Source organism: Rhodococcus sp. NPDC003322 (assembly GCF_053589555.1).
In genome coordinates this window covers 1,127,203-1,146,462 of record NZ_JBSFSC010000002.1, presented here as the reverse complement: position 1 = coordinate 1,146,462, position 19,260 = coordinate 1,127,203, and the positions used below count along the sequence as shown (strand labels likewise).

Below are 19,260 nucleotides of genomic sequence, written 5' to 3'. Positions count from 1 at the left end.
GAAGTCGTCAGGGGGATCCGCCCGCCGAGCGGTCAGAACTCGATGTGCTCGTAGGAGCCTTCGGGGGCCACCGGACGGGTGTCGAGCGGTGCGATGTCCGGGGTGACGGTCAGATCGGCGACGTCCTCGACTGCGATGTCCCGCTTGATGACACCCAGCTTCTTCATCTGCTCGATCAGGGTGGACCAGCGCTCTTCGGTCATCGCACCGATCTTCGCCTCGCCCTCGGCGGTGAGCACATAGTCTCGCTGCGCGTTCCACTCGAACCACAGCAGGTCCGGGGACAGTTCCTTGTCGACCTCGGTCATCAGGTGGTCGTTGACCTTCTGCGCGACGTCGAGGTCACCCATGTAGTCTCGCCAGCCCTTGTTGCTGGCCTCGACGAACGCCTCGACGACGTCCCGGTTCCCGTCGAGGTAGTCCTCGGTCACGTAGGTGACGGTGTTGTAGGGGTTGAACCCCGTGTCAGCGAAGGGCAGGAACTTGACCGCGAGGTCGCCCTCCTTGTGCGCGACGTACGGTTCGTTCACGGCGATGCCCTGCTGGACGAGCTTGTCGTCGCGGATGAAGTTCGCGAGGCTGCCGGTGTACTGCATCTGCTTGAAATCGATGCCGTACTCCTGCTTGACCCAGTCGGCGCCCAGGACGCCCGGGGAGTTGACCCAGGTCAGGCCGTCGGTCTTCTCGAAGCTGTCGATACCGGAGTCGGCGTGCACCATCATGCCGGTGATGCTCTTCTGGATGATCGCGTTCACGGCCTTGAGCGGGATGCCTTCCTCCTGGGCCTGCACGATCTCGTTCGCGCCGCTGCCGGTGATACCGAAGTCCGCGCGACCGGAGGCCACGAGCTGGGTTCCGGAGACCTGCGGTCCGCCCGGCTCGATCTTCACGTTCAGGCCGGCCTCCTCGTAGTAGCCCAGCTGCTGGGCCGCGTAGAAGCCGCCGCTCTCCGCGTTGGGGTACCAGCCGAGCACCACGGTGACATCGGTCAGTCCGCCGTCTGCCGCAGGTTCCGACGATCCACTCGAACAGGCGGACAGCGTCAGGGCGGACGCGAGAACGGTTGCGGCCAGGACACGTTGGCGCGCCATTTTGAACACTTGGTTCTCCTCTGTGGAAGGGCACCGGATTGCGCCACTTGACCTTTCGGTGGGACCGATCGTAAAACCACGCTGTAACGCAACTTTCTCCACAGCATTACGTCGACATTTCCTTCGTTAATTCACTTCGCCACAATCGGTTTCGCATCCACCACTTGCGCCGCGTAGTGAACCGGACCACATTCCGGGGCGGCGCGCGTCGCCGCGGTAAAGGTCGTGTTACGGGTCGTTTACATCGCGGTCTGACAGCCCGGAGGGCGTATACGGTCGGGAAGCGGCGCGCCGGCACCCATGCGTCCCGCACTCGGCGAGAAGGAGAATCCCGTGGCTGATGCCCCCATCCTGAAGAACCTGGACGACCTTACGGCACACCTGATTTCGCCCGAGGACAGGGTCAAGCTGGTACCGCTCGCAGGACCCGGAGACGGCTCGCCCTCCAGCGTCTTCTTCGAGATCTGGGAGCCCGGCGGTGCCCAACCGGACAACTCGCACCCGGACTCGGTCGAGATCTTCGTCGTCCTGTCCGGCGAGGCGCAGGCGCACAGCGACGAGCACACCGTGCCGCTCCGCCAGGGTGACGTCCTGATCCTGCCGAAGGGTTCGGTTCACAAGATCCGCAACACATCCGAGACCGAGCGCCTCTACACGGTGACGATCATGACCGTCGATGCCGAGGGCTCGATGGCGAACGGATTCGAGCACCTGGTCGTCAACGGCACCCCCACCGTCCTCGACGAGCGGGACAAGGCAGCGATCTTCGCGAACTTCGTTCCGCGGGTGCTCGTGTGACGCGCGTTCCCCTTCTCTCCCACCTGCCCACCACCAGAATCGACGACCTCGACCGCGAGAACGCGGTCATCGTCCAGCCGATCGGCGCGGTGGAACAGCACGGCCCCCACCTTCCCGTCGGGACCGATGCCGTTCTCGCCGAACACATTGCACGAGAGGGCGCGAGCCGATCCACGGCGCCGGCCTGGGTGCTGCCGACACTCTCCTACGGCACCTCGAACGAACACCTCGGCTGGACCGGCACCGTGTCACTGGACACCGCCACCCTGCTCGCCGTCGGGCGGGACATCGCCCGCTCGGTGCACGCATCCGGCTTCACCCGGCTGGTGTTCGTCAACGGCCACGGCGGCCAGACCCACCTGCTGTCGATGCTCGCCCGCGACATCCGGGTCGAGTTCGGCCTGCAGGTGGTCAACGTGATGCCCGGACAGCTGGGCGTGCCGGAGGACGTGACCGTCGGCGATGCCGAGTGGGGCATCCATGCCGGCGAGCTCGAGACCAGCATGATGATGCACGTCGCTCCCGATCTGGTCGACCTGGAGGCCGCCGTCGTCGGCGGCATGCCTGCTCGCGAACTCTTCACCACCTCAACGCTTCTCACCATCGAGAACGGAATCTCCCCGGCCTGGACGACCGACGACATCTCGCCGGAGAACGGCGTCATCGGCGACCCGCGGAGGTCGTCGGCCGAGCTCGGCCGCGCGGTCGTGGAGCACCAGATCGACCGGCTCGCCGACGCGCTGACCGAGATCAGCACCTTCGCCTTCCCGACCCCCCGTTCCCGAGGACTCTGATGGCCCCCATGCAAACCTGGATCCGCACACCGGATCACGTGGACCTCCACCCCACCCCGCCCGCGCCGGTGCGGGTGGACCTGCCCGCGCTGCCGCAGTCCCTCACCCTCGACCTGACGCGCACCGCACTCGTGGTGATCGACATGCAGAACGACTTCTGCCATCCGGACGGCTGGCTCGCCGGGATCGGCGTCGACGTCAGCGGACCGCGCGCCGCCATCGCCCCGTGCGCGGCACTGACCGCAGCCGCCCGCTCCTCGGATGTTCCTGTGGTGTGGGTGAACTGGGGCAACAGGCCGGATCTGGCGAACCTGCCCGCCGGCGTCGTGCACGTCTACGACGGCGCCGGCACCGGCGGCGGCATCGGCGACCGGGCCGGTCGCAGCGACGCGGTGCTGACCCGCGGCAGCTGGGGTGCCGCGGTGGTCGAGGAGCTGACCGTCGAGCCCGGCGACGTCGCCGTCGACAAGTACCGGATGAGCGGGTTCTTCGACACCGAACTCGACAGCGTGCTGCGACTGCGCGGGGTCGACACCCTGCTGTTGGCGGGCGTGAACGTCGACCAGTGCGTCCTGGCGACCCTGATGGACGCCGCGGGACTGGGTTACAACGTCGTTCTCGTCGAGGGGGCCGCGACGACCTCCTCCCCCGAATTCTGTGTTCAGGCAACCCTGTACAACACCCGGCAGTGCTTCGGGTTCACCGCAGGCTGGGCCGACGCACTGGCCGCCCTCGAGCAGGCCGCCCGGTGACCGCGCGTTCCGCCTCCGTCCTGGTCACCGACGCCCTGCTGATCCCGGTGGACCCGGACCTGCCGGAGTACCTCGAGGACGGCTGGCTGCTGGTCGAGGACGGTGTCGTGGCCGACCTGGGGTCGGGCACACCGCCCGCGGTCGGCCCCGAGGTCGCCCGCGTGGACGCGGCGGGCGCGATCGTCGCGCCGGGCTTCGTCTCCTCACACAGCCACCTGTTCACCAGCGGGCTGCGCGGGGTGGCCAGCGACGAGACGCTCTACGGCTGGGCGGGTGCCACGATGGGCGCCACCCGGGACGCCACTCCCGAGGACATCTACTGGGCGACGCTGCACGGGTCGCTCGACTTCCTCGGCGCCGGGGTGACCACCGCGTTCGACTTCACCGATTCCCGCGAACCGTGGTCGGAGATGGTCGACGGCAAGCGATCCGAGCCGGCTCCGGAGTCGCTGCGGCCGGTCGAGTACATCCTGCGCCAGATCGACGCCAAGCACGACGCCGGCATCCGGTTCGTCAACGCCACCCGGCCGGACTCCGACATCGGCACCGCCGAGGAGATCGTGGAGCGGTTCCGGCCGACGGTCGAGTACCTCGACCGGCTGGACCCGCGATTCGCGCTGGGCGCCGCCGTCTTCGGTGGTGTGCAGTGGGCCCGGAACCGGGACGCCGCCGAGCACGAGGTGACCCTGATGCGCGAGTTCGGCATCGTCAACCAGGCACATTTCCTGGAGACCGCCGAAGCACTCGACCACCAGCTCGACCGGTTCTCCTGGTACGACGAGGCCGGGGCGCTTGGTCCGGACTTCATCTTCGGGCACTTCGTCCAGGCCACCGACGAGGTGATCGCGCGCACCGCCCGGGCCGGTGCCCGGATGAGCTGGCAGGCCACCGCCAACGGCCGCCTCGGTTCCGGGGTCGCGCCGATTCCGGAGATCCTCGCGGCCGGCATCGAGATCGGACTGGGCCTGGACGACCAGGCCTGCTCGGACCTGGCCGATCCCTGGCAGAACATGCGGATGGCCGCCTACAGCGTGCGCGCCGCCCGCCGGGACGCCCGAGCGGTCAGGATCCGGCAGGTGCTGCACATGCAGACCCTCGGCGCGGCCCGCATCCTCGGGGTCGACGACCGGGTCGGCAGCCTCACCCCCGGCAAGTACGCGGACTTCGTCGTGGTCGACCCCACCGCCCCGGACGTCGGTCCGCTGTGGAATCCGGTCGACGCCTATGTCCTGGCGTGCGGGCTGCGGAACCTGCGCGGGGTCTACGTCGGCGGGGTGCGGGTCGGCGACGGAATGCGCAGCCTGCACCCGCTGGCCCGGCAGGCGGGCCAGGAGATCCGCGCGCGCAGGCACGCCATCACCCCCTTCCACTGACCCACTTCCCCGGCCGCAGGCGCGGCGCCCTCGAGAAAGCGACACCGCCATGCTCAATCCCGGTGCGGGACCGATTCGTTCGGACCTCTACCTGCCCTCCACCCTGGACAACGTGCTGTGGGGTCGGCTGCCCTGCCGCACCGATCGGGCCGTACTCTCGATCGACTCGGGCAGCGAGGTCACGATCGACACGATCAGCCACGAGGGCATCCTCGAGGACCAGGGCCGCGACCCCAAGGCCTTCTTCGGGGCCCATGGCGTCGAGGGGGTGCTCGACGATGCCGTCGCGCTCGCGGCCAGCGAGTACCCCCGCACCTTCGGCGTGGACGGCCCGCACGTGGTGACCGGTCCGATCGAGATCCGCGGGGCGCAACCGGGGGACGTGCTGGCGATGCGGGTCGTCGAGACCCTGCCCCGGGTGCCCTACGGGGTGATCTCCAACCGGCACGGCAGGGGCGCGCTGCCCGGCGAGTTCCCGCTGTCCGGTGACGTGTTCAGCGTGTTCGCCGCACTCGACGAGAACGATCCCTCGCGGGCCCGGGTCCCGCTCGGGCCCGAAGACGCGCGCGCCGCCTCGTTCCCGGTGGCCCCCTTCCTCGGAACGATGGGGGTGGCCACGGACACCGAGACCCGAGCGCACTCGGTGCCGCCGGGACCGCACGGCGGCAACATCGACATCAATCTGTTGACGGCCGGCTCGACCCTCTACCTGCCGGTGCAGGTGCCCGGGGGGCTCGCCTACATCGGCGACCCCCACTTCGCGCAGGGGGATGGCGAGGTGGCGCTCACCGCGCTCGAAGCATCGCTGCGCGCCACGATCCGATTCGACGTCATCCCGCGCGAGGAGGCTGTCGACGCGTTCGGTGCCCTGGTCGGCCCCGTCGCCGAATCGACCGAGTACCTGATCCCCACCGGTCTCGACGAGGATCTCGATGTCGCCATGCAGAACTGTGTGCGGGCGGCGATCGCCCTGCTCGATGCCCGCTACGGCATGGACCCTCGCTACGCCTACGCCTATCTTTCCGCGGCAACGGATTTCAACATCTCCCAGGTGGTCGATGTCGTGAAGGGCGTGCACGCACGAATTCGCAAGAGCAGCTTCGCGTGACGGTCACTCCGTCCCCCACCCGTCCACCCCGCGCCGGGCGAGGGACGGAGTGACCGGGCTCAGCCCGAGAAGTCACCGATCGGGACGAAGTGACTCCATCTACCTTCCCGGTCGAGAACGTGCCCGGTGCGCTTGGCCACCCTCGGGATGATCCAGCGATCGATGACCCGGAGCCCTCCGTGAGGACCCTGCAGTCGTCGTTCCAGAATTTCGAGTTCGTGCAGATCGCGCAGCCAGAACGAGGCGACGAGGTTCGCCTCACCGACCACCGATGCGCACAGACGCACGTGCGGCAGGCCGATGATCATCGCGATGGTTCGATCGACATCGGGATGATCGACCCGCAGCCACAGCATCGCCTCGGCTTCCCACCCCATCAGGTCGTGCGCCAGGTCCACCCGCCACCGCGCCCAGTCGACGGCGAGCAGGGTCTCGATCCCACGGGAGACCGACGACAGGGATCGGCCGACCTCCTTCTGCACATCCGACACCGGACGCCGCACGTCCCCGGCCAGCGCCGCGATCAGCTCCAGGTACGACGCCGAGATCGGCACCTTCCGATCACGACTCGGAAGGGTCTTCAGAACCGCCTCCACCTGATGTTCGGTCAGATGACGTAGGCGGCTGGTCGGACCGTCGAGGTGGATCGCCTGGACGAAGTGCGTCTTCGCCGCGGTCACCCCGGGGATAGAGGTGATCCGTTCGTCGATGTACCCGTCCAGCGCCGCGAGACCGACACCGGAGACGATGAGAAACAGGTCTCGCGACCCCGACGTGCAGTTGACGCTGTAGACGCGACGCTCCTCCGTCAACACGTCGATGATCTCCTGCCGACGTCCGGGTGCGCAGCTCAGCTCGATGAAGGCGTACTTCAGGTGGGCCCCGACGGGCCGGGGCGAGGCGAAGCACGTTGTCCAGACCGTCCGGGCCTCCTGCATCCGGGTCCAGCGCCGGGAGATGGTCGACGCGTCGACCGACAGGATGGCCGCCAGCCGTGTCCACGAGATGCGCGGGTTCAGCTGCACCGCACTGAGAATCTGCAGATCCAAATCGGCATCCATGAAAAATCCCTGCCCTCCCATGCCCCAATGAGCAATATTCATGCCAGATTCCTGCGCACAGTTCAAGTTCACGGGTTCGGACCACAGAATTGTGCAACTGCACCGCAAACCGGGCACGCGGGCCGCGGCGCCCTGCGCCCACGTTCTCCGCCACGCCCGATTCCCCCGAAGGAGGCCCCGTGCCCAACTTCTCGACGGCGACCGTCAAAGCGGTGTCGATCGCCGCCTCCGTCGTTCTCGCCGCCGGTATCGCCGGATGCGCCAGTGGCGCCACGGCAAGCTCCGGCGCAAACCGGGACGGCACTCTCAACGGCCGATTGATCACCGATCCCAGCGGATTCGATCCCGCCCTGGCGAAAGCGTCGGACGACTACCACGTTTCACGCTTGCTGTTCGACACCCTGCTGCGCAAGGGCGACAACGGCAACCTCGTCGGCGGCCTCGCGCAGTCCTGGGCCGCTGTCGACGCATCGACCTACGAGCTCACGCTGCGTCCGGACCTCACCTGCGCGGACGGCAGCCCGATCACCGCCACGGTGGTTGCGAATTCTCTTTCCCGGGTGGCCGATCCGGCTACCGGGTCGATCGCTCGAACCCTCACGTTCGGAGACGGCACGGCGTCGGTGACGCCCGACGACGCGCGGTCGACGGTCCGAATCTCATTGGGCGAGGACTGGTCCGACCTGCTCGACGGGCTGACGGCCCCGCAGACCGGGATCGTCTGCCCCGCCGGACTCGCGGACCCGGCCGGGCTGCGCGCCGGTACCGTCGCCGGGGCCTTCACCGGCCCATACAGTCTCACCCGCTCCAGCCCCGCCGTCTCGTACGAGTTCACCCTTCGGGACAACTACTCCGCGTGGCCGCAATTCGAACCCCCGCTGGCCGGAACCCCGCCGAACCGGATCACCCTCACACCGATCAGTGACCAGACGACGGTGGCCACCCACCTGCTCGCAGGCACCCTCCACACCGCGAACCTCACCGACGAGAACGTCAAGCGACTGACCCCCGAGGCGGGATTCACGGCCCAGAGCGTGCTCAGTTCGACCCTCTACATCGTCTTCAACGAGCGCCCCGGCACCGCCTTCGCCGATGCACCGGACAAGAGGGCCGCCGTCGCACGCGCGCTCGACAGGGTCACGTTCAACGACATCGTGTCCGGCGGCCGCGGAGAGGTTCTGACCTCGCTCGGTGGACCGAATCTGCGGTGCGCCAACACCGATGAATCAGTTCTCGCCGAACACGACCCGGCGGCCGCGGCCAAGGCACTCGGCGGGGTCTCCATCAACATCGTCGGGACGACGGCGTTGTCGGCCGGCAACGAGTACATCGCGGAGATGCTGCGCAAGGCGGGGGCCGACGTCACCATGAACGGCGTCGACAGCGCGAACTGGTCGAGCATCACGCGGTCCGGCAGCAACGAATGGGATCTGACGCTCATGGGCGACGCCAACCTGGTCGGCACGCTGTCGTCGTCCCTGCTGCGCGTCATGGGCCCGAGCGAGGAGAACGGCGGCCGCAACAAGTCCGGCGTCACCAACGACGAGGGTTACCACGCACTGCGCGAGGCCATGTCCGCGACCGACCCGGCTGCTCACTGCGCAGCGCTGCAGCGCGCGCAGCGCTCCGCACTGGCACGCGTCGATGCGGTTCCGCTGGCCACCTTGCCGATGTCCGTGGTCACGACCGGCGGCGTCAGCATGCGGGTGTTCGGCGACTACGCCGACTTCGCCACCCTGCGATTCGAGGGCTAGGGCGACGCCATGACCACCGTGCACACCTCGGCCGGATCCGTGACCACACAACCGGGCCCGTCCGGGGAAGACCCTGCTGCGACGACATTCGACGAGCGACCGAACACGAACGAGCGGACGATCCGGAACTCCCCGTGGATCGGATTCGCTGTCCGACGGAGCCTGGCGCTGGTGGGAACCTGCGTCGCGCTGGTGCTGCTGTCCTTCCTGATCGTCCAGTTGATCCCCGGCGATCCCGCCGAGGCGATTGCCGGTCCGGACGCGACCAAGGCCGAGGTCGATCTCGTCCGATCCGAGCTCGGCCTCGACCGACCCGTTGTGGCTCAGTTCTTTTCGTACATCGGCCAGCTCCTGCACGGAGATCTCGGGATCTCCACGATGTACGAGCAGCCGGTCACCACCATCATCTCCGCCCGCCTGCCCTTCACGGTGTCGATCGCCGCGTGCGGCATCGCGCTCGTCCTGGTCACGGCGATCCCGGTCGGCATGGCCGTCGGCGTCGTCACACGCGGCGGCCGGCACCGGCGGCTCGACACCGCGTTCACCGTCGTGACCGGAATCCTGGACTCGATCCCCGGCTACATCATGGCGACGGTCATGGTGCTGCTGTTCGGGATCGGTGTGGGGCTGCTGCCGCTGTTCCCACCCGCGTATTCGCCGAACCAGCCGGTCGCCTCGTTGCTACTCCCCACTGTGGCGCTGGCGGTCGGCCCGGCATGCACCGTCGCGCGGGTGGTGCGCCGCGAGACCGCGGTGATCCTCGAGCACGACCACATCCGCACCGCACGCGGGTGGCGACTGTCCGCGATCCGGATCCACCTGGGGCACGTGCTGCCGAATCTGGTCGCCACGAGTCTGACGCTGTGCGGGCTGGTGCTCAGCGGCATGATCGGCGGCGCCTTGATCGTCGAATCGGTCTTCGCGCTACCCGGCATAGGCAGCGGGATCGTCAAAGCAATCGTCGACCGCGACTACCCGGTCATTCGCGGCATGGTCCTCGTCATCGGAGTCATTGCCGCACTGGTGAATCTGATCGTGGACATCGTGATCGGCTTGCTCGATCCACGGTCCCTCGGAGACAAGGACGCCACCGATGCCTGACCTCTCCCGACTCGGGAAGTACCGCTCCAACCGGGCGCTGGTCGTCGGCGTGACGCTGATGCTCGTCATCGTCCTCCTCGCGGTCATCTCCCCGATCGTCCTGCAAGATCGCGCCGACACACTGTTCGGGCGACTCGAAGGAGCCTCGCTCGAACACCCGCTCGGCACCGACGCCGCCGGGCACGACGTGCTGGCACGAACCCTCGTTGCCGGGCGGCTGACCCTGCTCATGACCGTCGCGGCGACGGCGATCGCGGTGGTCACCGGGTCCGTGATCGGGATCGCCGCCCTCCTGCTGCCGCGCCGGCCCCGCGAGGCCGCGCTGCGGGCCATCGACGCGCTGGTCGCCTTCCCCGCGCTGCTCATGGCTCTCGCCGTCGCTTCGATCATGGGACCCGGGGGGATCTCCGTGGTGGTCGCGCTTGGAGCGGCTGGGGCGCCGAGTTTCGCACGATTCACCGCCAACCTGGCGGCGCAGGTGTCGCGCCGCGGATACGTCGTGACGGCGCGACTGCTCGGCGTCAGCCCGTTCCGGACGGCACGATCGCACATCCTCCCGAACATGGCCGAACCCCTGATGGTGCTGACGGCATCGCAATTCGCGCAAGCCCTGACCGCGCTGTCGGCACTGTCGTTCGTGGGACTCGGCGTGCAGTCCCCGCACTACGACTACGGCAAGCTACTCAACGATGCCTTACCGTTCGTGCTGGCCGGGCATCCCATCCAGATGGTAGGCCCAACGGTGATGATCGTGCTCACCGGCGCAACCGCCATCCTCATCGCGGACGGCTTGTCCGCGGTCTCCGATCCCCGCACCAAGATGGCCGCCCGCCCCGGCGCCTCCGCGCCTCGGGTTCCGTCCACCGACAAGCACTCTCCAGTCGGCGATCTCGTCCGTGTCCGGAATCTCACCGTCTCGAACGGAAACAGCGAACGACTGGTCGAGGACGTATCCTTCTCGATCCGGGACGGCGAGATCCTCGGCATCGTCGGCGAGAGCGGTTCCGGCAAGTCGCTGACCGCGATGAGCCTGGCCCAGCTGCTGCCCGAGGGCCTGACCGCCACCGCGAGCGAGATACGCATCGCCGACCTGGACGTGCGGAGGCGGGTGGAGCGTGTGCGCATGGCGCAGACGGTGAGCCTCGTCTACCAGGATCCCGGCAGCACCTTCAATCCCGTTCTGCGGATGGGCAGCCAGCTCAGTGCGCCGCTGCGGACCGCGCGCGGGCTGGGAGCCAAGCCGGCGCACGAACGGATCGTCGGGTCGCTGCGTGACGTCCACATCAGTGATCCCGAGCGACGACTGGCTCAGCGACCGTACGAGTTCTCCGGGGGCATGCTCCAACGGGCGATGATCGCGACGGCCCTGAGCTGCAGCCCTCGGCTGATCATCGCCGACGAGCCGACCACCGCACTCGACGTGACCGTGCAGGCGAAGATCCTCCGAGAGTTCAAGCGCGTCAACCGCGTCGACGGAACGGCGATCGTCTTCATCTCGCACGACATCGAAGTCGTCAAGGCGCTGTGCGACCGCGTCCTCGTGATGAACGCAGGCCGGATCGTCGAGGAACTCGACAGCGGCGATCTGACTGTCGAACAAGCCCACCACCCGTACACCCGAAAGCTCCTGCTCGCCAATCCAACTCTGCAACAGCAACACTCACGCAACGAAAGGTGACGGCGTGCTCGACATCGAAGACCTCGAGGTCCGGCTGGGGCGAGGCCGCCGGGCCGCGCCGATCCTCGGCGGCATCACCACCAGCGTCGCGAAAGGCCGAACGCTCGGCATCGTTGGCGAATCCGGCAGCGGCAAGTCCACTCTCGCGAAGACCCTGGTCGGACTGATCCGCCCGAGCGCGGGCACCGTGCGGGTCGCGGGCATCGACGTACACGCGATGGACCGACGCGGCCGCGCGCGGCTGCGTCGCCAGATCCAGATGATCCCGCAGGATCCCTATTCGTCGCTCGACCCGCGCCGCACCGTAGGGTACGCGCTCGCCGAGGCGGTCGACCCCCGCCACGTCGACACCGGCAAACACCAAACGCTCATCCGGCACTGGCTCGAACAGGTTCATCTACCGGGTGACGCGATGCACCGGTATCCGCACGAGTTCTCGGGTGGTCAGCGGCAGCGCATCGCCATCGCCCGCGGACTCGTCGTCGGCCCGTCGATCGTCGTGGCCGACGAGATCACGTCGGCCCTCGACGTCTCCGTCCAGGCGGAGATACTGCGCCTGCTCGACCGGATCCGCACCGAACTCGGCCTGACGATGCTCTTCATCTCGCACAACCTCGCGGTCGTCCGACAGGTCAGCGACGACGTCGCCGTCCTGCACCGTGGCCGGATCGTCGAACAGGGCGCCGCTGCCGACGTCCTCGAACGCCCACGAGACGGGTACACCCGCGCCCTCCTCGACGCTGTTCCCGGGACGCCCGGCTTCACCCTCGCCTGACCAGCGCCGCTCGATCCGCCGGCGCAGACACACACCTCTGAGGAGCCATCATGAACAGCACGTCGACCACGACAGCGGCAACCACCGCGCCGGACCCGGGCGGAAACGACACCGCCCACGGAGTCGAGTTCCTCACCGCGGCAGCCGATCTCCTCCCACGACTGGTGACATTGCGGCGCCGGCTGCACGCGCACCCCGAGGTGGGATTGGAGCTGCCGAAGACCCAGGCCGCCGTCCTCGAGGAGCTTGCCGGGCTCGATCTCGAGATCACCCTCGGTGAGCGAACCACGTCGGTTGTGGCGGTACTGCGCGGCGGGCACCCCGGCCCCACCGTGCTGTTGCGCGGCGACATGGACGCGCTCCCGGTCGTCGAGGAGAACGACCTCCCGTACCGGGCGACCAACGGCGCGATGCACGCCTGCGGCCACGACATGCACACCGCCGGACTCGTCGGAGCGGCCCACCTTCTCGCCGCGCGGCGAGAAGATCTCCACGGCGACGTGCTTCTGATGTTCCAGCCGGGAGAAGAGGGGCATGGCGGCGCCCGCGTGATGATCGACGAGGGCGCACTCGCGGCGTCCGGCTCGCTTCCGATCGCCGCGTACGCGGTTCATGTCGGCCCGGGCGTACCCGGACGGTTTCGCACCCGGTCGGGCACGATCCTCGGAAGCTCGAGCGTCCTGAGTGTCACGCTGACCGGATCCGGCGGTCACGGTAGCCGCCCGCACCAGGGCCGCGACCCGGTGCCCGCACTGGCCGAGATCGTCCTCGCCCTGCAGTCGATGATCACCCGTCGCGTCGACGTCCTCGATCCCGCGGTCCTGTCAGTCACCCGGCTGAGCGCCGGCGACGCGGTGAACGTGCTGCCCGAGACGGCGAGTCTGGCCGCTACCGTACGGACGTTCTCCCGGGAAGCCCTCGACATCGTCGAGGCGGAATCGCGGCGGATCGTCGCGGGCATCGCCCACGCCCACAGGCTGCGCGCGGACGTCGACTTCGAGCGCTCGTATCCGGTGACCGTCACCGACGAGGCGGAGACGCGACGAGCGCTGGACACGATGATCGCGATGTTCGGCACCGACCGTGTCGAAACGACCATGACGCCGAGGCTCGGTTCCGAGGACTTCTCGTTCGTCCTAGAGCGAGTCCCGGGCAGCTACATCTTGCTCGGTGCCAGTCCGGCGCACGTCGATCCGGCCACCGCGGCGTACAGCCATTCCCCGCAGGTCTTGTTCGACGACGCGGTGCTCGCCGACCAGTCCGCGCTACTCGCCCAGCTCGCCTGGGACCGACTGCACCTCTGAGCCCCGGCCGCAGCGAACCGGCGCAACGAACCCGCCGCTGGAGCCGCCCGTCACCGGTCGGGCGGCTCCGTCGGACGTCGATCCGGTCAGCTCATCGCTCCCGCGAACTGGCTGTGGTAGAGCTCCGCATACGCACCGCCCTGCTCGAGCAGGTGGGTGTGCGAGCCCTGCTCGACGATGCGCCCGTCCTTCATCACGAGGATCACGTCGGCGTCGCGGATGGTCGAGAGCCGGTGCGCGATGACGAAGCTGGTGCGGTCGCTGCGCAGCGCGGCGGTCGCGTGCTGGACGAGCAGTTCGGTGCGGGTGTCGACGGAGCTGGTGGCCTCGTCGAGGATCAGGATCGACGGCTGGGCCACGAACGCGCGGGCGATGGTGATCAGCTGCTTCTCGCCGGCGCTGACGTTGTTGCCCTCCTCGTCGATGATCGTGTCGTAGCCGTTCGGCAGGGTCCGCACGAACCGGTCCACGTAGCTCATCCGCGCGGCCTCCAGGATCTGTTCCTCGGTGGCTCCGGGCAGGCCGTAGGCGATGTTGTCGCGGATCGTGCCGCCGAACAGCCACGTGTCCTGCAGCACCATCCCGATCCGGGACCGCAGGTCGTCGCGCGTCATGTGCGCGATGTCGGCGCCGTCGAGCAGGATCCGGCCCGCGTTCACCTCGTAGAACCGCATCACCAGGTTCACCAGCGTCGTCTTGCCTGCGCCGGTCGGACCCACGATCGCGACCATCTGGCCGGGCCGCGTGATGAGGTTCAGGTCCTCGATCAGCGGCTGGTCCTCCTTGTACCGGAAGCACACGTCCTGGAATTCGACCAGGCCCCGGTTCACCCGGGGGGTGACGGCGGACTCCGGATCCGGGATCTCCTCCGGTTCGTCGAGCAGCTCGAACACCCGCTCCGCGGAGGCGACGCCGGACTGCATGAGGTTCATCATCGAGCTGATCTGGGTGATCGGCTGGGAGAACTGTCGCGAGTACTGGATGAACGCCTGCACGTCACCGAGGGTCATCGAGCCCGACGCCACTCGCATGCCACCGATCACCGCGATCGCGACGTAGTTCAGGTTGCCGAGGAACATCACTGCCGGCTGCACCAGACCGGAGATGAACTGCGCCTTGAACCCCGACTCGTAGAGGTTGCGGTTCTTCTCGTCGAAGGCGGCCCGGACCTCACGCTGCCTGCCGAACGCCTGCACCAGGTCGTGGCCGGTGTAGGCCTCCTCGATCTGTGCGTTGAGGGCGCCGGTGTTCTGCCACTGGGCGACGAAGTGCTTCTGCGAACGCTTCGCGATGACCGCGGTCACCGCCACCGACGCCGGCACCGTCAGCACCGCGATCAGCGTCAGCAGCGGCGAGATCCACAGCATCATCGCGAGGATGCCGACCACGGTGAGCACGGCGGTGAGCAACTGGTTGACCGTCTGGCTCACCGTCTGGGCGACATTGTCGATGTCGTTGGTGACCCGGGAGAGCAGGTCGCCGCGCTGCGTGGTGTCGAAGTAGCGCAGCGGCAGCCGGTGGATCTTGGCCTCGACGTCGGCGCGCAACTGCTTGACGGTGCCCTGGACGACGTCGTTGAGCAGGTACGCCTGCACCCACGCGAACAGCGACGCCATCAGGAACAGCACGAGCACCAGGACGAGGACCTGCGTCAGCGCGGACCAGTCGATGCCGACACCCGGGACGACGTCCATCCCCGAGATCATGTCGGCGAAGGTGTTCTGCCCCTCCGCGCGCAGCGCCTCGACGGCCTGGTCCTTGGTCAGGCCGGCAGGCAGCTGCCTGCCGATCATGCCGTCGAAGATGATGTTGGTGGCGCGCCCCATGATCTTCGGGCTCACCACGCTGAACACCACGCTGATCGTGGCGAGGACGATGACCGCCGCCACCTGGAAGCGGTGCGGGGCCAACCGGCGCAGCAGCCGCCGCAGCGACGGCCAGAAGTTCAGCGCCTTCTTGCCGGGGATCGTGGCGGCGGCCTTCTTCGCGCCGCCCTTCTTCGCGGCACTCACGACGCCTCCTGTGCGGTGAACTGGGAGGCGACGATCTCCGCATAGGTGGGACAGGTGTCGAGAAGTTGCTCGTGCCTGCCGACGCCGACGATCCGCCCGTTGTCGAGCACCAGGATCTGATCGGCGGCGATGATCGTCGACACCCGCTGCGCGACGATGATCACGCAGGCCTCGCGGGTCACCGGCTCCAGGGCCGCCCGCAGCCGGGCGTCGGTGCCGAGGTCGAGCGCGGAGAACGAGTCGTCGAACAGGTATATCTCGGCGCGGCGGACGAGGGCGCGGGCGATCGCGATGCGCTGCCGCTGCCCCCCGGACAGGTTGGTCCCGCCCTGCGCGATGGGGGTGTCGAGCCCGGTGGGGACGGCGCGCACGAAGTCAGCTGCCTGCGCCACCTCGAGCGCCCGCCACAATTGGGCATCGGTCGCGTCGGGGTTGCCGTAGCGCAGGTTGGTGGCGACGGTGCCGGAGAACAGGAACGGCTTCTGCGGCACCAGCCCGATCGAGGCGCGCAACCGCTCCGGGGCGATCGACCGGACGTCCGCCGCTCCGACACGGACCTGGCCGTCGGTGACATCGATCAGTCGGGGGATCAGGTTCAGCAGGGTCGACTTGCCCGCGCCGGTGCCGCCGATGATCGCGGTGGTCATACCCGGTTCGGCGAGGAAGCTGATGTTGCGGAGCACCGGCTCGTCCGCGCCGGGAAAGGCGAAGGACACGTCGCGCATCTCGACGATGCCGCGCTCGCGCCAGGACTCGAGCAGCCACTCCGGTTCGGTGACGGACGGTTCGGTGTCGAGGACCTCGGTGATCCGTTCGGCGCACACCGAGGCGCGCGGCAACAGCACCGTCATCACCGTGACCATCATCACCGACATCAGGATCTGCATGATGTAGGACAGCACCGCGGTCAGCGCGCCGATCTCCATCTTGCCGTCGTTGATCAGGTGGGCACCGAACCACAACACCGAGATGCTGGTGAGGTTCGCGATCAGCATCACGGCGGGGCCCATGAACGCCGTCAGCCGGCCCACCCGCAGCGCGACGGAGACGAGGGAATCGTTCGCAAGGCCGAACCGCTCTTCCTCGTGCCGCTCCCGGACGAAGGCGCGGACCACGCGGATGCCGGTGATCTGTTCACGCAGCACCCGGTTGATCGCGTCGATCCGCACCTGCATGGACCGAAACTCCGGGACCATCTTCCGGATCACCAGGAACATCGTCACCGCCAGGACCGGCACGGCGACGGCCAGCACCCAGGCCAGGCCCTGCGACTGCCGGATCGACATGACGACACCGCCGATGCACATGATCGGGGCCGCCACCAGGATGGTGCAGGAGATCACGACGACCATCTGGATCTGCTGGACGTCGTTGGTGTTGCGGGTGATCAGCGACGGCGCGCCGAAGAAGCCGACCTCCCGGGAGGAGAAGTCGCCGACCTTGTACATCACCGCGGCGCGCAGGTCACGGCCGAGACCCATCGCCGCGCGGGCACCGAAGTACACCGCGCCGATGCTGCACGCGATCTGCAGGCCGGTGATGAGCAGCATGACGCCGCCGGTGGACAGCACCACACCGGTGTCACCCTTGGTGACGCCCTTGTCGATGATGTCCGCGTTGAGGCTCGGCAGGTACAGCGACGCCATCGTGGAGATCAACTGCAGCACGATCACACCCGTCAGATCGGCCCGATACGGCCGCAGGTATGTCCGGAGCAGTGAGTACAACATATTGACCGAGGCTACCAACCTGCTTGTTTGCTGCCCGGGGGACGCGCTCGGATCACAGCAGGCCGGTCAGCGGCGACGCCATGCCTGAGGCTCGGCCGTCAGCTCGTCGACGAACTCCGGAAGGGCGCCGACCGCGATGTCCGCGATGGTGACCGCCTCGAGCACCGCACGCAGGTTGACCCGGACCGCGATCCACACGTCCCGCAGCGGCGCGGCCGCGCCGGTGTACTCGACCTCTTCGGGCCGTTCCCCCCGCACCGAGGCCAGCGGGCCCTCGACCGTGCGGATCACGTCCGCCACCGCGATCTCGTCCGCGGGCCGGGCCAGCCAGTAGCCACCGTCGGGTCCGCGGCGGCTGTGCACCATGCCTGCGCGTCGCAGGTCGCCGAGGACCGCTTCGAGGAATTTGTGCGGGATGGCCTGGGCGGTGGCCAGGTACTCCGCCTTCACGGGGGTGGTCGTGTCGGCGGCGGCGATCTCGACGAGCGTGCGCACCGCGTAGTCGACCTTCGCGCTGATGTGCACGCGTGTCCCTCCCCTGTACCTGAAGTCGAGCTCAATTCCTACCATTTCGGTATGGAATAGCCAAGAACCGATTGACAGACAGGTCGTGCGCTGAAATCCTGTGCGCATGTCCGGCCACCTCGCGCTCACGGTTCGACGCCACGTCGACCTCCTGCGCGTCGCCGGCGCTCTCTGTCGCTGATCGATCTGCCTCCTCTTCTCTCGTCGACCGGATCCGCCCGGGTACGGCGCTCTCCTGCGCGGCTCCGACCGCCACACCGCATCGGAAGACCCCATGAGCATCGATTTGCACTGGTTCCTGCCCACCGCCGGCGACGGCCGCGGCATCGTGGACAACTCGAACTCCTCTAATGCCGACCCGCGCACGGCCGGCAACCGGGCCCCCACCCTGGAGTACCTGACGCAGGTCGCCCGCGCCGCGGAGGCGGCCGGATTCACCGGTGTGCTCACCCCGACCGGAACCCATTGCGAGGACGCCTGGCTGACGACCGCGGCACTGATCCCGGCGACGACCCGCCTGAAGTTCCTCGTCGCCTTCCGCCCCGGCGTCATCTCCCCCACCCTGGCCGCGCAGATGGCGTCGAGCTTCCAACGCCTGTCCGGCGGACGACTGCTGCTCAACGTGGTGACGGGCGGCGACTCCGCCGAGCAACGCCAGTTCGGCGACTGGCTGACCAAGGACGAGCGGTATGCGCGCACCGCCGAGTTCATGCAGGCGCTCCGCGGCACGTGGGGCGAGGCCCCGTTCGACTACACGGGCGAGCACTACCGCCTGGTTGGTGCCACGACCTCCGCACCGCCGAATCCGGTGCCGCCGTTGTACTTCGGCGGCTCATCCGCAGCTGCACTCCCTGTCGCGGGCGCGAACGCCGACGTCTACCTCACCTGGGGTGAACGCCCCGACGCGGTGGCCGCCAAGATCGCCGCCGTCCGCGAGCACGCCGAACGGGCGGGCCGGACAATCCGATTCGGCATCCGACTGCACGTGATCACCCGCGACACCTCGGCCGAGGCATGGGCGGTGACCGAGAAGATGCTCGCCGGCCTCGACCCCGACGCGATCGCCGACACCGCCTCCCGGTTCGCGAACGCCGAGTCGGAGGGACAGCGCCGGATGACCGCCCTGCACGGCGGCAGCACCGCCGACCTGGAGATCGCCCCGAACCTGTGGGCAGGGGTCGGACTGGTTCGCGGCGGCGCCGGAACCGCCCTGGTCGGCAGCCACACCGAGGTCGCGGACCGGATCGAGGAGTATCACGCCCTCGGCATCGACGAGTTCATCCTGTCCGGCTACCCGCACGTCGAGGAGGCGTACTGGTTCGGCGAGGGTGTGCGTCCGATCCTCGCGCGCCGCGGCCTGCTGGCCGGCGACCGCGCCCTGGTCCACGCCTGAGCCGTCCGCCC

Annotated in this window: 17 protein-coding genes; 12 read left to right on the top strand and 5 right to left on the bottom strand. The window is 68.3% G+C overall.

Annotation, left to right across the window (positions count from 1 at the left end; genetic code table 11):
• Positions 1-32: 32 nt before the first annotated feature.
• The gene (locus ACWDUM_RS11655; protein WP_450134088.1) at positions 33-1,091 is read right to left on the bottom strand and encodes an ABC transporter substrate-binding protein; all 1,059 of its coding nucleotides are present in this window, start codon (positions 1,089-1,091) and stop codon (positions 33-35) included.
• Positions 1,092-1,424: 333 nt separating this feature from the next.
• Here ACWDUM_RS11655 and ACWDUM_RS11650 point away from each other — a divergent pair, with 333 nt between their 5' ends.
• Genes ACWDUM_RS11650 through ACWDUM_RS11630 form a run of 5 tightly spaced genes read left to right on the top strand, consistent with a single transcriptional unit; the run spans position 1,425 to position 5,916 of the window.
• Complete coding sequence (locus ACWDUM_RS11650; RefSeq protein ID WP_450134087.1) at positions 1,425-1,889, top strand: cupin domain-containing protein; 465 nt, start codon at positions 1,425-1,427, stop codon at positions 1,887-1,889.
• On the top strand, positions 1,886-2,683 hold the full coding sequence (locus tag ACWDUM_RS11645; RefSeq protein ID WP_450134086.1) for a creatininase family protein: 798 nt from the start codon (positions 1,886-1,888) through the stop codon (positions 2,681-2,683). Before ACWDUM_RS11650 ends, ACWDUM_RS11645 begins: the two co-directional genes overlap by 4 nt.
• Positions 2,683-3,435 carry a cysteine hydrolase family protein gene (locus tag ACWDUM_RS11640; protein WP_450134085.1) on the top strand — a complete coding sequence of 251 codons (753 nt, stop codon included), beginning with the start codon at positions 2,683-2,685 and terminating at the stop codon, positions 3,433-3,435. Before ACWDUM_RS11645 ends, ACWDUM_RS11640 begins: the two co-directional genes overlap by 1 nt.
• Positions 3,432-4,808: an amidohydrolase family protein gene (locus tag ACWDUM_RS11635; protein WP_450134084.1), complete on the top strand. Its 1,377-nt coding sequence runs from the start codon at positions 3,432-3,434 to the stop codon at positions 4,806-4,808. The genes ACWDUM_RS11640 and ACWDUM_RS11635 overlap by 4 nt, the downstream gene beginning before the upstream one ends.
• 49 nt (positions 4,809-4,857) lie before the next feature.
• Positions 4,858-5,916: an acetamidase/formamidase family protein gene (locus tag ACWDUM_RS11630; RefSeq protein ID WP_450134083.1), complete on the top strand. Its 1,059-nt coding sequence runs from the start codon at positions 4,858-4,860 to the stop codon at positions 5,914-5,916.
• 59 nt (positions 5,917-5,975) lie between these two features.
• On the opposite strand, the gene ACWDUM_RS11625 is transcribed toward ACWDUM_RS11630, so the two are convergent.
• A complete protein-coding gene (locus ACWDUM_RS11625) occupies positions 5,976-6,977 on the bottom strand; it encodes an Lrp/AsnC family transcriptional regulator (RefSeq protein ID WP_450134082.1) in 1,002 nt (333 codons plus the stop codon).
• Between the two features lie 179 nt (positions 6,978-7,156).
• Here ACWDUM_RS11625 and ACWDUM_RS11620 point away from each other — a divergent pair, with 179 nt between their 5' ends.
• From ACWDUM_RS11620 to ACWDUM_RS11600, 5 genes are read left to right on the top strand one after another with little or no spacing between them, the layout of a single operon-like run.
• Complete coding sequence (locus ACWDUM_RS11620) at positions 7,157-8,731, top strand: ABC transporter substrate-binding protein (protein ID WP_450134081.1); 1,575 nt, start codon at positions 7,157-7,159, stop codon at positions 8,729-8,731.
• 9 nt (positions 8,732-8,740) lie between these two features.
• On the top strand, positions 8,741-9,832 hold the full coding sequence (locus ACWDUM_RS11615) for an ABC transporter permease (protein ID WP_450134080.1): 1,092 nt from the start codon (positions 8,741-8,743) through the stop codon (positions 9,830-9,832).
• Positions 9,825-11,510 carry a dipeptide/oligopeptide/nickel ABC transporter permease/ATP-binding protein gene (locus ACWDUM_RS11610; RefSeq protein ID WP_450134079.1) on the top strand — a complete coding sequence of 562 codons (1,686 nt, stop codon included), beginning with the start codon at positions 9,825-9,827 and terminating at the stop codon, positions 11,508-11,510. Before ACWDUM_RS11615 ends, ACWDUM_RS11610 begins: the two co-directional genes overlap by 8 nt.
• A 4-nt stretch (positions 11,511-11,514) precedes the next feature.
• Complete coding sequence (locus tag ACWDUM_RS11605) at positions 11,515-12,285, top strand: ABC transporter ATP-binding protein (RefSeq protein ID WP_450134078.1); 771 nt, start codon at positions 11,515-11,517, stop codon at positions 12,283-12,285.
• Between the two features lie 50 nt (positions 12,286-12,335).
• Positions 12,336-13,589 (top strand): M20 metallopeptidase family protein, encoded by a 1,254-nt coding sequence (locus ACWDUM_RS11600; protein WP_450134077.1) that lies wholly within the window; start codon positions 12,336-12,338, stop codon positions 13,587-13,589.
• A gap of 86 nt (positions 13,590-13,675) precedes the next feature.
• Here ACWDUM_RS11600 and ACWDUM_RS11595 read toward each other — a convergent pair whose 3' ends face one another.
• The 3 genes from ACWDUM_RS11595 to ACWDUM_RS11585 form a co-directional block, all read right to left on the bottom strand.
• Complete coding sequence (locus tag ACWDUM_RS11595) at positions 13,676-15,601, bottom strand: ABC transporter ATP-binding protein (protein WP_450134076.1); 1,926 nt, start codon at positions 15,599-15,601, stop codon at positions 13,676-13,678.
• Positions 15,598-17,331, bottom strand: coding sequence for an ABC transporter ATP-binding protein (locus ACWDUM_RS11590; RefSeq protein WP_450134075.1), 1,734 nt, complete (start codon positions 17,329-17,331; stop codon positions 15,598-15,600). The genes ACWDUM_RS11595 and ACWDUM_RS11590 overlap by 4 nt, the downstream gene beginning before the upstream one ends.
• A gap of 66 nt (positions 17,332-17,397) precedes the next feature.
• Positions 17,398-17,856 (bottom strand): RrF2 family transcriptional regulator, encoded by a 459-nt coding sequence (locus ACWDUM_RS11585; protein WP_450134074.1) that lies wholly within the window; start codon positions 17,854-17,856, stop codon positions 17,398-17,400.
• Between the two features lie 106 nt (positions 17,857-17,962).
• On the opposite strand from ACWDUM_RS11585, the gene ACWDUM_RS11580 reads away from it, so the two are divergent.
• Both ACWDUM_RS11580 and ACWDUM_RS11575 read left to right on the top strand, forming a co-directional pair.
• Complete coding sequence (locus tag ACWDUM_RS11580) at positions 17,963-18,037, top strand: putative leader peptide (protein ID WP_450115625.1); 75 nt, start codon at positions 17,963-17,965, stop codon at positions 18,035-18,037.
• A gap of 93 nt (positions 18,038-18,130) precedes the next feature.
• Positions 18,131-19,249, top strand: a complete 1,119-nt coding sequence (locus tag ACWDUM_RS11575; protein WP_450134073.1) for an LLM class flavin-dependent oxidoreductase — start codon at positions 18,131-18,133, stop codon at positions 19,247-19,249.
• The last annotated feature ends 11 nt before the right edge of the window (positions 19,250-19,260 follow it).